Origin of the sequence: Shimia sp. (genome assembly GCF_039969785.1) — a bacterium.
In the GTDB taxonomy this organism is placed as follows: Bacteria; Pseudomonadota; Alphaproteobacteria; order Rhodobacterales; family Rhodobacteraceae; genus Shimia.
In genome coordinates this window covers 171,500-185,950 of the sequence record NZ_JBDVNC010000005.1, presented here as the reverse complement: position 1 = coordinate 185,950, position 14,451 = coordinate 171,500, and the positions used below count along the sequence as shown (strand labels likewise).

The window sequence follows — 14,451 nt, the reverse complement described above, 5'->3', positions numbered from 1 at the left end:
GCTATTTCACGATCCGGCCTTTGGGCGTGTAATTCGGTGTCATCCAGTCAGGCCAGCCGACAAATCGTTCAACCGCAAACAGCGCCAGACAGGCCACGATAATAGCAGCCACCATCTTGATACGCTTTTCCGAAGGCGGATTTCTGGCCCATCGGGCCATGCGCAGATAGTGGCGAATGTTCATTCGGTGAATCGCACTTTGCCGATAAATGGCAAATTGCGGTTACGTTGGGCGAAATCGATGCCGTACCCCACGACAAATTCATCTGGGATGGAAAACCCGATCCAGTCGGCTTTGATATCGGCCTCGCGTCGAGACGGTTTATCAAGCAAAGCGATAGATTTCAGCTTGGCGGGATGGCGTGATTGCAGCAGATGCAAAACATGGGTCAGCGTGTGTCCAGTGTCGACAATGTCTTCGACAACAAGGATGTCACGCCCTTCAATTTCACCACGTAAATCTTTGAGAATACGTACTTCTCTCGAACTTTCCATGGCATTACCGTAAGACGATGCCTCAAGAAAATCGACCTCGACGGGCAGGTCCAATTCGCGCACGAGATCGGCAATAAAGACAAACGACCCCCGCAGTAGACCAACAACAATCAGCTTGTCCGTATCGGCATATTCCTGTGAAATTTCACTGCAAAGTTCCTCGATACGAGCCGCTATGGACTTGGCCGAGATCATTTGATCGATGACATATGGACGCTCTGGCATGACACCCTCTTGATTTTCCATGCGCAGAATACGTAATGAGCGCCGACTGTCACGTGAAAATCCGCAATGTCAGGGAGCGACATGCCGACCCACTCTGAGACACGCAAGCTGCCTTACACGGCGCAGCAGATGTATGATCTGGTTGCGGATGTTGAAACCTATCCAAAATTCCTGCCCTGGTGTGCGGCGGCGCGCATTCGGTCTCGCGAAGATCAGGATGGTGCCGAACTGATGCTGGCGGATCTGGTGATATCGTTCAAAGTGTTCCGAGAGCGGTTTGGCAGCCGGGTGGTTTTGCACCCGAAGATCAAACATATCGACACCGAATATCTGGACGGACCGTTTAAATACATGAAATCCACATGGGATTTCAAAGATGTCGATGGCGGCTGCGAAGTGGCCTTTTTTGTCGATTTCGAGTTTCGCAATCTGATTTTGCAAAAGGCCATTGGATTGGTGTTCAATGAGGCGATGCATCGTATTGTGGCGGCGTTCGAAAACCGGGCCAGGGCACTTTACGGCTGATCATGGGCAGGAGGGGGCATGATAACCGAACGACTTGCGACATTTGTTGCCGAAATTGATGCGGACCGTATTCCAGAGGCGACGTTGCGCATGGTGCAGTTGTCTATGTTGGATTGGGCGGCTGTTGGAATTGCCGGGCGGGACGAACCTGTGGCGCGAATTGTGCGCGACATGGCGCTGGACGAAGGTGGCGCCGCACAGGCGCATGTGTTTGGAGGTGGCGTGATGCCCGCCCGCGCGGCAGCGTTGGTGAATGGCACAACCTCACATGCGCTGGATTACGACGACACGCATTTCGCCCATATTGGGCATCCAAGTGTGGCGGTTGTGTCTGCTGTGTTGGCAATGGCTGAAAAGCTGGGTGCCAGCGGGCGCGACATGCAGATTGCGACATTGCTGGGGATCGAAACCAGCATTCGCGTGGGTGTTTGGCTGGGACGGACGCACTATCAAAGCGGGTTTCACCAAACCGGAACGGCAGGTGCCTTTGGCGCGGCTGCGGCATGTGCGCGGTTGTTGGGCATGGGTCGGACAGATGTTGGGGCTGCGCTGGGGTTGGTAGCGACCCGTGCGTCAGGGCTAAAGTCACAGTTTGGCACCATGGGCAAACCTTATAACGCAGGCATCGCTGCATCAAACGGGCTTGAGGCGGCTTTGTTGGTGGAGCGCGGGTTTGAACCCAATGCAAATGGTCTGGAGGCCGCGCAGGGATTTGGTGACACGCATGCCGGAGAAGGCAACGCCCGCGCCCTGGACGGTTTGGGTGAGGTGTGGGTGTTTGATGACATCAGCCACAAGTTCCATGCCTGTTGCCATGGGCTTCACGCTACGCTTGAGGCCCTGGCGGGAATGAACAGGCCACCGGCGAAGGATGTTGAGCTGGTTCGGATCACAACGCACCCACGTTGGCTGGGCGTGTGCAATCAACTGAGCCCTGACACCGGGTTGGGCGCAAAATTTTCGTATCGTATGGTCACGGCGATGGCTTTGCTGGGGCATGACACGGCAAAGCTGAGCAGTTATTCGGATCAGCTGTGTTGTGATACTGAGGTGGTTGCCTTGCGCGAACGGGTGTTGGTCGAGACGGACGAGGCGATTTCGGAAACTGCGACGCGGGTGGAGATCGTGCAAAAGGATGGCACGCGCCATATTGCTGCGCATGATCTGGACATGCCGATAAAGTTGAAGGATCGCGAGACGCGTCTGAAAGCCAAAGCTGCGTCGCTTGTCGGTGAGGGACTGGCAGCGCAGCTTTGGTGGTTGATCGAAACGGCAGCGGCACCTGTCGAGCTGGGGCAGGTTATTTCCACCAACCAGACATGAAAAAGGCGGCCCAGTATTTGGCCGCCTTTGGTTGTGTTTCCGAATTGCTTCGGACCACGTTTTTTTGACTGAGCGTCAGGACGCGATGTCGTAGGCCCGTTCGCCATGTGCTGACAGGTCAAGGCCGTTGACTTCGGTTTCGGCATCAACACGCAATGGCGTGATCAGGCCGCAGACCTTGATCAGAACAACCGTCACAACAGCAGTGAACACGCCAACAACAGCAAGACCACCCAGCTGGGCAACCCATGTGCCCTGACCAAAGACGGCGATCATGATGGTACCAAAGATACCGCCAACACCGTGCACGGCAAAAACGTCGAGCGTGTCATCAATACGCAGTTTGTTGCGCACCAGATTGACCGCTTCCTGACACAGGATACCAGCGACGGCACCAATGATCAGCGCCTCAATCGGGCCAACAAAACCACTGGCCGGGGTGATCGAGGCCAGGCCGGCAATTGTACCAGTAACGAGACCAACCATCGACGCCTTGCCGTATTTGATACGCTCCCACAGCGCCCATGTCAGGGATGCGGTGGCTGCCGAAATATGAGTCACGGTCAACGCCATCGCCGCGCCGCCATCCGCTGCCAGTTGCGATCCGCCATTAAAGCCAAACCAGCCAACCCAAAGCATGGCCGCGCCGATCATCACCATCCAAGGTGCGTGAGGCGGGGTTGTGCGGTTTTTCCGCGGGCCGAGGAATACGGCGACGAGCAGGGCGGCAATTCCGGCTGTTTCGTGAACCACAATGCCACCGGCAAAGTCGCGCACCCCGGTTTCGCCAAAGATACCGCCATCGGCCAACATACCGCCGCCCCAGATCCAGTGCACCACAGGCGCATAGCACAGCAGCATCCAGGCGCCCGAGAACAGCAGGACAAAGCCAAAACCGATGCGTTCAACATAGGCACCAACGATCAGCGCAGGTGTGATGATGGCGAATGTCATCTGAAAGGCAAAGAACAACACTTCGGGAAGCGTTCCGGACAGGCTGTCTGCCGTCACTCCCGAAAGGAACATTTTGCCCAGACCGCCCCAAAGGCTGGTGCTGCCGCCGTCATTGCCAAAGGCGATGGAATAGCCAAAGACGAGCCACAGGATGCTCATCAGACAGGCAATGGCGTAGGTTTGCATAAACACGCTGAGCACGTTGCGTGCCCGCACCAGGCCGCCATAGAACAGCGCCAATCCCGGCAAAGTCATGAACAGGACCAGGGCTGTCGCCACGATGATCCATGCGGTGTCCGCTCCGTTCATTTCTTATCCCTTCCAAAAGTGTATTGATTGTTTGGCCGCCAAAGAACGGATTGGTCGTGCAAAACAAAGAGGCAAGGGGGGTATTTGGTGCCCTTATCGCAGGCGTTTTGCGATATGACTAAAAATTAGGCGCAATAGTCGCGCAAGTGATGAAAATTGCATCACTGTGAGGACGCAGTCTCAAAAACCATCGCCAAAGCGTGATTCCGCGCCGCCATTCGAACCGCGTCGCGCCCCGGAGCGCCAAATTCAACCGTTTGCGTGGTGCAGTTGGACCCAAAAGCGATGCCAAAACAGACACGGCCTTCGGGTTTGAACTCTGACCCGCCCGGACCAGCGATTCCGGTGACAGAGATCGCGATATCGGCGTCGCTGTTGACCAGTGCGCCCAGTGCCATTTCGCGCGCCACTTCTTCTGATACCGCGCCATGCGCTGCGAGGGTTGCTTCGCGCACGCCCAGCATTTCGGTTTTGGCGGCATTTGTGTAGGTGACAAAGCCGCGCTCAAACACGGCTGAGGATCCGGGGATATCGGTCAGTGCAGCGGCGACCATTCCGCCGGTACAGCTTTCGGCTGTGGCAATGCACAGGCCTTTGGATGTGCACAGGGTTAGTATTTCAGCCGCTGTCGTCATCAGATCAGGAAGACATGGTAAATGGCTGCGCAGATTAATGTGGCAAGCCCCGCAAAGACGCCAGCCCAGATATCGTCCAGCATCACTCCGTCCGCATCGTGACGTTGATCGGCGCGCCCCACGAGCCACGGTTTCCTGATATCAAACAGACGGAAAAACAGGAATGCCGCAACCGGACCGGGCCAGACCATCGACATATCGCGCATATAAAAGCCTGCGGCCGGGAACAGCATGGCTATCCACATGCCCGCGACCTCATCTATTACAAATTCCGAAGGATCTTCACCGGGCTTGTTCCGCAATTCTGCGCGACAGGCCCAAAAACCCGCAACAACAGAAATCAGCGTTGCCAGCACCAGCGGCCAGAAGCCTAAGTACCGTTCGATCCCCCAGCCGAGGATCAAGGCCGCAAGAGAGCCCCATGTGCCCGGCGCCCAGGGCAGAAGGCCAACGCCAAAAAAGGTTGCAACTTGTCTGCTCATGATTTCACCAATGTTGCGGTCGCGAGCGCGGCGATGCCTTCTTCGCGGCCTGTAAAGCCGAGTTTTTCTGAGGTTGTGGCTTTGATTGAAATCCGGTCGCTGTCAAGGTTCATGATCTCGGACATGCGGGTTGTCATGGTGGCGGCATGTGGTCCGATTTTGGGGTGCTCGCAGATCAATGTGCAATCGATATTTGAGATCGAGAACTTCATTTGTGCTGCCAAATCAACGGCATGTCGTAAAAAGATCGCGCTGTCTGCGTCTTTCCATTCTGCCTCGGACGGGGGGAAATGACGGCCGATATCGCCTTGTGCCAGCGCGCCATAGATTGCATCGGTTACGGCATGCATCCCGACATCTGCGTCGCTGTGGCCGCGCAGGCCGCGGGTGTGGGCGATATCAACGCCGCACAGGGTGACATGATCCCCGGCCTCAAAGGCGTGTACGTCAAAGCCGTTGCCCAATCGTATGTCCATGGTGCCTCTCAGATGTGTTTCCAGACGTGCAAAATCGTCTGGTGTAGTGATTTTCAGATTGGTTTCGTGGCCCGGTACGATCTTGACGTCAACCCCGGCTGCACGGGCGACCTCGACATCGTCAGAGGCACCACCGGAATGGGCTGCATGGGCGGCGCGAATTACAGGGAGTGAGAACCCTTGCGGCGTTTGCGCGCGATATAGCCCGGCGCGATCTTGTGTCCCGGCAACCTGATTGTCGGTCCCGTACCAAAGCGCGTCTGTAACCTGCAGGGCCGGTGCCGCGCCTTGGGCACCATCGTTGAGCGCGTCAATGACGGCCGAGATTGTGCCGTGATCAATACCCGCACGGGCGGCGTCATGGATCAGAACGTGGGTCAGCCCGGTGTCCGTCAGCGCATCCAGCCCGGCACGTACCGAAGCATCGCGGGTCGCGCCGCCATGTACGATTGTTGCGGGCAATCCGCTGGCGAAATCGGCATCATCGGGATGGATCACCAATACAATCCGGTCAATTCGGAGATGTGTGTCAAAGGCGTCAATTGTCCAGTCGACGACGCGACGCCCGGCAAGGGGACGCCATTGTTTGGGCAATCCTGCCCCGGCGCGGGTGCCGCGACCTGCGGCAACGATGATGGCAGCGGCCTTGAATCCTGTATTTGTCATGCTGTCTGTCTAGAACCTGCAAGTCTGAGAGGCAATCGACCCCTTGTATTTGCCTAATTTTTAATCAACTGCATAATTTCGCTACAAATGACCCTTTGGGATCATTGAGGTTACCAGTTGAGTCGGGTAGCACGAATTCATGCACAAGGATTAGGCATTTGACCATTCAAGTCGCGCATCTCACTTTGGAACCCCCGGTTTTCCTGGCCCCGTTGGCAGGGATCACTGATCGGCCGTTTCGCGATCTGGTATCGGGTTTCGGTGCCGGGCTGGTGGTGAGCGAGATGGTCGCCAGTCAGGAAATGGTGCAGGCCAAGCCGGGTGTGCGGGAACGCGCAGAACTGGGGTTTGGCCGTGCCAACACAGCGGTTCAGCTGGCCGGGCGTGAAGCGTATTGGATGGGCGAAGCCGCACGGCAGGTTGAGGCCAACGGTGCCGCGCTGATCGATATCAATATGGGGTGTCCCGCCAAAAAGGTGACCAGCAGCAGTGGGGCTGGAGCCAGCGGATCGGCGCTGATGAAAGATCTGGACCATGCCTTGACCCTGATTGAGGCGGTTGTGGGTGCGGTGTCCATTCCTGTGACGTTGAAAACGCGACTGGGATGGGATGATGCATTGCTGAATGCTCCCGAGTTGGCGCGACGTGCGGAAAATGCGGGCGTTCAGATGATCACCATTCACGGGCGGACCCGGTGTCAGTTTTACAAAGGCGTGGCCGATTGGAACGCCATTTCTGCGGTCAAATCCGCCGTGTCGGTGCCAGTGATCGCCAATGGAGACATTGTCGATCCGGATACGGCCAGACAAGCGTTAGACCGATCAGGCGCGGACGGTGTAATGGTTGGTCGCGGGGCGCAGGGACGGCCTTGGATGCTGGCCCAGATCGCAGCAAAACTATTTGGGCAGCAAGCGCCGGATATTCCGCGCGGCAAGGCTTTGACGGAAATGGTGCGCGCGCACTATGAGGCCATTTTAATCTTTTATGGTCAAGAGCTTGGCGGGCGTGTCGCACGTAAACATCTGGGTTGGTACATGGATGATGCTGGCACAAACGCAGAGTTGCGCCGCCGCATTCAAACGGCGATTTGCCCCAAAGACGTCCTGCAGATGTTGCCGGACGCGTTCGAAGATACCTCAAATCAGGAAAAAGCCGCATGAGCGCAGACAAAGCCATCTGGAATTCGTTGCCTGTTCCGGCGTTACTGGTCAATCAAAACGACGAAATCATTGATTTGAATCCGGCTGCCGAAGGGTTTCTGAATGCGTCTTCGAAGTCGATGCTGGGTCAGCCGATCTGGGACAAGGTGATGGTGGATTCTCCGTTGGAAGAAGCCTTTCATCGTGCGCGAGAGAACGGCACGCCGCTGTTTGTGAATGACGCGGATATGGGCACAGGCGACGGTCCGCCCGTGCAATGCAATCTTCAGATTTCGCCATTGACGGACGCACCCGGACAGATGTTGTTCCTGATTTCATCACGTGAGCTGGCCGGGCGCATGACACGCGGCCACGGTGTTAAGTCATCGGCAAAATCTGCCATTGGCATGGCCGAGATGTTGGCGCATGAGATCAAAAACCCATTGGCGGGGATCACAGGTGCGGCGCAGTTGCTATCGATGAACCTGGCGCCGGAAGACCTGGAGTTGACGGATCTGATCGTCGAGGAAAGCCGCCGCATAGTGAAACTGCTGGAGCAGGTTGAGCAATTTGGCAATCTGTCTCCGCCGCAAAAGGCACCGGTTAACATTCATGACGTGCTGGATCGCGCGCGTCGCTCTGCGTTGTTGGGGATTGGCGCCCATATGACCATGATCGAAGACTACGACCCGTCGCTCCCCCCAGCAGAGGGCGATGCGGATCAGTTACTGCAAGTGGTGCTAAATCTGCTTAGGAATGCGTCAGAAGCATCTGAAAATATTGGCACTATTCGCCTTAAGACTTATTACGAGCATTCGTTCCGGCTACGCCGTGCCGATGGCAGTGGCCAACCGTTACCGCTTCAGATTGAAGTGATCGATGACGGGCCGGGATTGCCGCAGGACATTCATGGCGACGTATTTGATCCGTTTGTTTCGGGGCGGGAAAACGGAACCGGATTGGGGCTGGCTTTGGTCAGCAAAATTATTTCCGACCATAACGGTATGATTACAGTGGACAGCGTGCCCGGGCGCACTGTGTTCCGCATTTCATTGCCGCGCGCCGGTAAAGACACACTTACGAAATACCAGGAGAGCCTCTGATGGACGGAACTATTCTAGTCGCTGATGATGACCGCACAATTCGCACCGTACTGACACAGGCACTGACACGTGCCGGATGTAAGGTGCATGCGACGTCGTCGTTGACCACGCTGATGCGGTGGGTCGGCGAAGGCAAAGGCGATGTGGTGATCACGGATGTGGTGATGCCAGACGGAAACGGGCTCGAAATGTTGCCCAAGATTTCAGAAGATCGCCCCGGGCTGCCGGTGATCGTGATTTCAGCGCAGAATACCATTATGACGGCCATTCAGGCCGCAGAAGCCGAGGCCTATGACTATTTGCCAAAGCCGTTTGATCTGCCTGATCTGATGAAACGCACTGGTAAAGCGCTGGAACAGAAACGCCGGGTTCCGGCGGCGTCTCAAACCGAAGGCGAGCGCCCTGATGAACTACCCTTGGTCGGTCGTACGCCGGCGATGCAGGCATTGTATCGCTTGGTTGCTCGGGTGATGAATACCGATCTGCCAGTTTTGATTTCAGGTGAAAGTGGTACTGGTAAATCTCTGATTGCAAAGGAAATACACGATTTTTCAGATCGTAGAACCTTACCGTTTGTTGTGGTGAATGTTGCGGATCTAAATAATCTCGAAGGCCCGGTGCGCGTTTTGGCCAAAGCCAAAGGGGGGACGATACTGTTTGATGAGATTGGCGACATTGACGATGAAATTCAGGCGCGGATTGTGCGTATGATGGACAACCCTGGCGAGCATAACCCACGATTTATGGCGACCAGCCAAAGCAATCTGGGCGATGCGATGGAAAAGGGCACTGTGCGTCAGGATCTGTATTACCGGTTGAATGGCGCAACTGTGCACGTGCCTAGCCTGCGCGAACGAGTGGATGATATTGCGTTGCTGGTCGAACATTTTCTGGCCAAGTCTGAGCGGGACGGGTCGCCTGTACGGGTATTTTCAGAGGATGCGATGGAGATGTTCCGCGCCTATAGTTGGCCCGGAAATGTGCGCCAACTGGAAAATGCTGTACGCCGTTTGGTTCTGACTGCGCGTGCCGAAGAAATCTCTCAAGCCGAAGCGGAGGCCGTTTTGGGGTCGCAACCGCAAGTCGGACCGTTGTTGGGCGGGGAGGACACCGAAAAATTAACGGCGGCGGTGGGGCGTCACTTGCGTCGATATTTCGATCTGCATGGCAATATGCTGCCGCCCGCAGGGCTCTATGCGCGAATCCTGCGGGAAATTGAGTTGCCTTTGATCGAAATTGCGCTGGACGCAACCGGTGGAAATCAGGCGAAATGTGCTGATCTGCTTGGGATTAACCGAAATACGTTACGTAAGAAAATCACTGATCTGGATATTCACGTGACACGGCGCCGCAAGTTGATGTAAAACTGCCACATAACAGTGGCTCAAAGGACGCAGGTCCATAAGAGCCACACGATATAGCGGTAGGCCGCCTTGGCGGTACAAAATCAATTGAGGGTGTCGGGTGATTAGCCGGACCAAAACCAGCCATTGGGCCAAATTCAGGCGTATTCGCCGCCAAAGGCGTGCCCAAAATGTCGCAACATGGGGGCTTGTTGCGATGGGCCCCGTGCTGGCCCTGACGACTTATTTGATTCTTGGACCACTTGGGCAGGGCGCGAGCTCGAACGCGCTGCGCACGATTCTGTTGACCGACCTCGTGTACGTATTGGCGGTGGCAGCTTTGGTTCTGATCAGGGTAGCGCGCATGGTCGCGTCCCGTCGCGCACAATCGGCCGGGTCGCGACTGCACATGCGTCTGACTGGTGCCTTTGCGGCACTGGCATTGGTCCCGACGGTTACCGTGGCGGTATTTGCAGGCCTAACCGTGAATATCGGGCTGGAGGGCTGGTTCAGCGAACGTGTCAGCCAGGTGATTGGCAACTCGCTGTCTGCGGCGCAGGCATATGAAGCAGAACATGTCAGCGGTTTAGAAATTGATGCGCGCGCGCTGGCGGAATTTCTGGACGGCAATCGCAGCGCCACGTTTTTCATGAACGAGGGCGACATTCGCGTTGTACTGGCCAGCGGACAAAGCCAAATTCAACGTGGCCTCAAGCTTGCCTATGTTATTGACGGAACTGGGGAAATTCGTGCACGTGGCGAACGGTCGTATCTGTTTTATTTTGAACCACCATCAGAAGAAGACTTTCGTAAGGCCAGCGAAGAAGGTTTGACGATCATTCGCGATCTGGAAAACAGTGAGCTGCGCGCACTTGTGCGTTTGGATGCATTTGTCGACAGGTATCTCTATGTCAGCCGTGATGTGGACGCCGAGATTTTTACTTTGCTGGATGAAACCCGCGAAACCGCCAAGCTCTATCATCAGTTGGAAAACGAACGTGGTCGGGTGCTGTTTGAATTTGGCCTGATTTATATCGGGTTTGCGCTGATCCTAATTCTGGCAGCCATCTGGATGGGCATGTGGTTTGCCGAACGCCTGTCTCGCCCCGTTGGGCGCCTGACGGGAGCGGCCCAGCGGGTTGGGGCCGGTGATCTTGATGTGCAGGTCATGGAAGAAGAAGGCGACGATGAAATCGCCATGTTGGGGCGATATTTCAACCAAATGACGCGCCAACTAAAGGCGCAGCGCGACACTTTGTTGGATAACACCCGTCAGATCGAGCGGCGCCGGCGCATGTTTGATTCTGTGCTGAGTTCGGTCACCTCCGGGGTGGTTGGGTTGGACGCTGAAGGGCGTGTTTCGTTTGTGAACCGTTCTGCCGAACGTTTGTTGGGGTGGTCCGAGGACCATCAGACGCTGACCTTATCCGTGGCCGTGCCGGAATTTGGCGCCATGCTGGACAGCATGAAAGAGGGCGGCGGTGAGGTCGCGCAAGAGGAAATCAAGGTGACTCGCAATGGCAGGTTGGAAAACCTGTTGGTGCGCATGTCGACCCGACGGCGCGAGAACGGGTCCTTGGAAGGGTATGTGGTGGCCTTTGATGACGTGACCAATCTGGTCACGGCGCAGCGGATGGCGGCATGGGGAGATGTCGCGCGGCGCATTGCGCATGAAATCAAAAACCCGCTGACGCCAATTCAACTTTCGGCCGAGCGCATTCGGCGTAAATTTGCCAGCAAAGTGGGCGAAGACAGCGATACGCTGGAACAAATGACCGATGTGATTGTGCGCCAGACCAACGATTTGCGGCGGATCGTTGATGAGTTTTCCAAATTTGCCCGAATGCCCGAACCCGAGCGCCGCAGCATCGACGTGATCGATTTGTTGTCCGGTGTGATTTTGCTGCAGGAAACTGGTCAGCCGGACGTGCGTTTTCACAAGGAAATTTGCGACGGCCCAGTTCAGGCGGATCTGGATGGCACAATGATTTCACAGGCGCTGACAAACCTGATCAAAAACGCCGGTGAAGCCATAGAAAGCCTTATCGAAAAAGGTGTCGCCGAAGGGTTTACGCCTGAAATCAGAATAGCGTGTGGCGTTGAAAACGGGCAGGCAGAAATTTTCATTTCTGACAATGGTGTTGGTCTTCCAGAAGACCGGGCGCGTTTGTTTGAACCATACGTGACGACTCGGGAAAAGGGCACTGGTTTGGGTTTGCCAATTGTGAAGAAGATTATTGAAGAACATGGTGGAACGCTGATCCTTTCGGATGCGGCGGTATTTGAAAACAACGACCACGCCGGTGCGATGGCCGAAATCCGACTGCCTTTGGCACTGGATGGCACGCGTAAGGCGGGCAGAAAAAATGACAAGTGAGGTCTCATGAGTGACATTCTGATCGTTGACGACGAACGCGACATCCGGGAACTGATTTCGGACATTCTTCAGGACGAGGGCTATACCACGCGGTTGGCCGGGAATTCGGATGACGCGATGGCTGAAATTGCCGCCGAGCAACCAGCGCTGTTGATCCTCGATATATGGCTGAAGGACAGCAATATGGATGGCATCGACATCCTGAAAGCTGCCAAGCGGGATTACCCGGAAGTGCCGGTGGTGATCATTTCGGGGCACGGGAACATTGAAATCGCGGTCGCGGCGATCCGGCAGGGGGCTTATGACTTTATCGAAAAGCCGTTCAATATTGATCAGCTGCTCGTGGTCATCCGCCGGGCGATGGAGACATCACGGTTGCGGCGCGAAAACACGGAACTGAAACGTCAGGATGTGAAGCCCGCCGAAATGGTTGGGGAAAGCGCGTCGTTCCGCATGCTGGTCGGACAACTGGACAAGGTGACGAAAAGCAACGGTCGGGTGATGCTGACCGGGCCTGCGGGCGTCGGCAAGGATGTGGCGGCGCGCTATATTCATGCCAATTCGAACCGCGCTTCGGCGCCATTTGTGACGGTGAACTGCGCCGGAATGGAACCTGACCGTGTCGAAGAATTGCTGTTTGGACGCGAAGGGACTGATCGCGGGGTTGAACCGGGGTTTCTGGAACAGGCGCATGGCGGCGTGGTCTATTTCGATGAGGTGGCCGACATGCCGCTGGCCACGCAATCCAAAATACTGCGCGTTTTGGTGGATCAACAATTCCTGCGGGTCGGCGGAACAGACAAGATCCGGGTTGATTTGCGGGTGATCTCGTCAACCAATCGCGATCTTCAGGATGAGATTGAAGCGGGACGGTTTCGCGAGGAATTGTATCACCGTTTGAATGTTGTTCCAATTCCCGTGCCGTCGCTGGAAGAACGCCGGGAAGACATTCCGATGTTGGCAGAGCATTTCATCGCGACCTTCCACGAGGTCCAGGGGTTGCCGATGCGGGGCGTCAGCGAAGAAGCTGTGGCGTTGATGCAGACGATGATCTGGCCGGGCAACGTGCGACAGTTAAAAAACCTGATCGAACGGGTTTTGATTCTGGGGGATGGTACAGATGCGATTGATGCGCGTGAGCTGCCCAGCGAGACAGGCCCTGCGCAGGAAGAGGATCGTGTGGTTTTGTCCGGGGCGCTGGCCACGCTGCCATTGCGCGAGGCACGCGAAGCGTTTGAACGTGAATATCTGTTAACCCAGATCAACCGATTTGGTGGCAATATCAGTCGCACGGCAAACTTTGTCGGGATGGAGCGTAGCGCCTTGCATCGCAAGCTGAAATCGCTGGGGGTGGTCACGTCCAACAAAGCGGGCGCGCGGGTGGCGCATGTGCAAGATTCGGAGATTGAAGACGGCGAAGCCGGTTAATTCACCGGGTTGTTAAGGTCGATCAAAACCTTTTTGCCACCGGATTGACGCACGGCACAAATGCTCGGCGTCAGTTGCGGCGCTTTGGTGAGCGCGCGATAGTTGTTGGTCTCCAGATATTCTTTGGGACAATAGGGGATTGAAACACGGCGGAACCCTTGGGATTCCATACAAGTGCGCACGGCCGTGTGGCGTTTGCCTTCATTCGCATCATAGACTTCGGTTCTGCTCCCGACGATACGACCCTCTCTGTTGTAGACAGGAATCCAGTCGGTCACGATCAACGGCGGAACAGTGTTGGCCGCAAACGTATTGCACTGGGCGCGGGTCACGTTGGCTTCTAACTCAGTGGTGCCGACCTTGTACAATGGGGTGTATTCCAGACAGCCGACCAAGGGTAAAAACGCGATTAGAAACAGGGGCAGGCGGGTCATATGGGTGGCTCACTTATTGAGGTTTTGACAGGTCGATCAGGGCAATCCCGCCGCCTTGTAAAGTAACTGCGCAAATACTGGGCGTTGGGGCAGGCGAGCGATTGAGCGGCGCATACGCTCGTCCCCCTAATTGTTCTTGTGAGCAAACCGGGAATGTATAGGGCTCGTACCCTTTAAGGCGCATGCATTGAGTGCGGTGTTGATTGCGCATGCCGGCGTTCACGTCTGTCTGGGAAATTGATCCGCCATATCCCCAGAACCCCGGATAATGACCGCGATAGCCGCCATAGGTGCCAGTTGGGAAGGAATTGGTAAACACAGCCGCCGGGAAAAGGCGGTTCGACTCGACATCACATTCCGCGCGGTCGCGGCTGACACGGTCTACGGGTGTGCCGGGGTTTATAAAGGCTGAATAGCTTGTGGCCGAGCAGGCGCTAAGCAACATGCAGGTGGCAGCAAGGACACTGATAATACGCGGGAAATCTGTCATTTCACCCTTCTCTAAGCAACGCTACAATCAAACCTCAATCTCGGGGG

15 protein-coding genes are annotated in these 14,451 nt (G+C 55.9%); 7 read left to right on the top strand and 8 right to left on the bottom strand.

Features of this window, described 5'->3' with window-relative positions; all coding sequences use genetic code 11:
• Position 1: 1 nt before the first annotated feature.
• Both ABJI08_RS03105 and hpt read right to left on the bottom strand, forming a co-directional pair.
• The gene (locus tag ABJI08_RS03105) at positions 2 to 184 is read right to left on the bottom strand and encodes a hypothetical protein (protein ID WP_348400355.1); all 183 of its coding nucleotides are present in this window, start codon (positions 182 to 184) and stop codon (positions 2 to 4) included.
• Complete coding sequence (gene hpt, locus ABJI08_RS03100) at positions 181 to 720, bottom strand: hypoxanthine phosphoribosyltransferase (protein WP_348400354.1); 540 nt, start codon at positions 718 to 720, stop codon at positions 181 to 183. Before hpt ends, ABJI08_RS03105 begins: the two co-directional genes overlap by 4 nt.
• A gap of 81 nt (positions 721 to 801) precedes the next feature.
• Here hpt and ABJI08_RS03095 point away from each other — a divergent pair, with 81 nt between their 5' ends.
• Both ABJI08_RS03095 and ABJI08_RS03090 read left to right on the top strand, forming a co-directional pair.
• Entirely contained in the window at positions 802 to 1,245 is a 444-nt protein-coding gene (locus ABJI08_RS03095) for a type II toxin-antitoxin system RatA family toxin (RefSeq protein ID WP_348400353.1), read from the top strand.
• Positions 1,246 to 1,263: 18 nt separating this feature from the next.
• Positions 1,264 to 2,568: an MmgE/PrpD family protein gene (locus ABJI08_RS03090; RefSeq protein ID WP_348400352.1), complete on the top strand. Its 1,305-nt coding sequence runs from the start codon at positions 1,264 to 1,266 to the stop codon at positions 2,566 to 2,568.
• A gap of 75 nt (positions 2,569 to 2,643) precedes the next feature.
• Here the strand turns inward: ABJI08_RS03090 and ABJI08_RS03085 are convergent, their stop codons facing one another.
• The 4 genes from ABJI08_RS03085 to ABJI08_RS03070 form a co-directional block, all read right to left on the bottom strand.
• A complete protein-coding gene (locus ABJI08_RS03085; protein ID WP_348400351.1) occupies positions 2,644 to 3,831 on the bottom strand; it encodes an ammonium transporter in 1,188 nt (395 codons plus the stop codon).
• A gap of 161 nt (positions 3,832 to 3,992) precedes the next feature.
• Positions 3,993 to 4,466: a CinA family protein gene (locus ABJI08_RS03080; protein ID WP_348400350.1), complete on the bottom strand. Its 474-nt coding sequence runs from the start codon at positions 4,464 to 4,466 to the stop codon at positions 3,993 to 3,995.
• Positions 4,466 to 4,948 carry a phosphatidylglycerophosphatase A gene (locus ABJI08_RS03075; protein WP_348400349.1) on the bottom strand — a complete coding sequence of 161 codons (483 nt, stop codon included), beginning with the start codon at positions 4,946 to 4,948 and terminating at the stop codon, positions 4,466 to 4,468. The genes ABJI08_RS03080 and ABJI08_RS03075 overlap by 1 nt, the downstream gene beginning before the upstream one ends.
• Positions 4,945 to 6,090 carry a bifunctional 2-C-methyl-D-erythritol 4-phosphate cytidylyltransferase/2-C-methyl-D-erythritol 2,4-cyclodiphosphate synthase gene (locus ABJI08_RS03070; RefSeq protein ID WP_348400348.1) on the bottom strand — a complete coding sequence of 382 codons (1,146 nt, stop codon included), beginning with the start codon at positions 6,088 to 6,090 and terminating at the stop codon, positions 4,945 to 4,947. The genes ABJI08_RS03075 and ABJI08_RS03070 overlap by 4 nt, the downstream gene beginning before the upstream one ends.
• Positions 6,091 to 6,248: 158 nt before the next feature.
• Here ABJI08_RS03070 and dusB point away from each other — a divergent pair, with 158 nt between their 5' ends.
• From dusB to ABJI08_RS03045, 5 genes are all read left to right on the top strand, one after another.
• Complete coding sequence (dusB, locus tag ABJI08_RS03065; RefSeq protein WP_348400347.1) at positions 6,249 to 7,250, top strand: tRNA dihydrouridine synthase DusB; 1,002 nt, start codon at positions 6,249 to 6,251, stop codon at positions 7,248 to 7,250.
• A complete protein-coding gene (locus ABJI08_RS03060) occupies positions 7,247 to 8,332 on the top strand; it encodes an ATP-binding protein (RefSeq protein ID WP_348400346.1) in 1,086 nt (361 codons plus the stop codon). The genes dusB and ABJI08_RS03060 overlap by 4 nt, the downstream gene beginning before the upstream one ends.
• Positions 8,332 to 9,696, top strand: a complete 1,365-nt coding sequence (locus ABJI08_RS03055; protein WP_348400345.1) for a sigma-54 dependent transcriptional regulator — start codon at positions 8,332 to 8,334, stop codon at positions 9,694 to 9,696. Before ABJI08_RS03060 ends, ABJI08_RS03055 begins: the two co-directional genes overlap by 1 nt.
• Before the next feature lie 196 nt (positions 9,697 to 9,892).
• The gene (locus ABJI08_RS03050) at positions 9,893 to 12,052 is read left to right on the top strand and encodes a PAS domain-containing sensor histidine kinase (protein ID WP_348400344.1); all 2,160 of its coding nucleotides are present in this window, start codon (positions 9,893 to 9,895) and stop codon (positions 12,050 to 12,052) included.
• A gap of 6 nt (positions 12,053 to 12,058) precedes the next feature.
• Positions 12,059 to 13,480 (top strand): sigma-54 dependent transcriptional regulator, encoded by a 1,422-nt coding sequence (locus tag ABJI08_RS03045; RefSeq protein WP_348400343.1) that lies wholly within the window; start codon positions 12,059 to 12,061, stop codon positions 13,478 to 13,480.
• Here the strand turns inward: ABJI08_RS03045 and ABJI08_RS03040 are convergent.
• Both ABJI08_RS03040 and ABJI08_RS03035 read right to left on the bottom strand, forming a co-directional pair.
• On the bottom strand, positions 13,477 to 13,914 hold the full coding sequence (locus ABJI08_RS03040; protein ID WP_348400342.1) for a hypothetical protein: 438 nt from the start codon (positions 13,912 to 13,914) through the stop codon (positions 13,477 to 13,479). The two genes, ABJI08_RS03045 and ABJI08_RS03040, sit on opposite strands and share 4 nt — an antisense overlap.
• 13 nt (positions 13,915 to 13,927) lie before the next feature.
• Positions 13,928 to 14,404: a hypothetical protein gene (locus tag ABJI08_RS03035; protein ID WP_348400341.1), complete on the bottom strand. Its 477-nt coding sequence runs from the start codon at positions 14,402 to 14,404 to the stop codon at positions 13,928 to 13,930.
• Between the last annotated feature and the right edge of the window lie 47 nt (positions 14,405 to 14,451).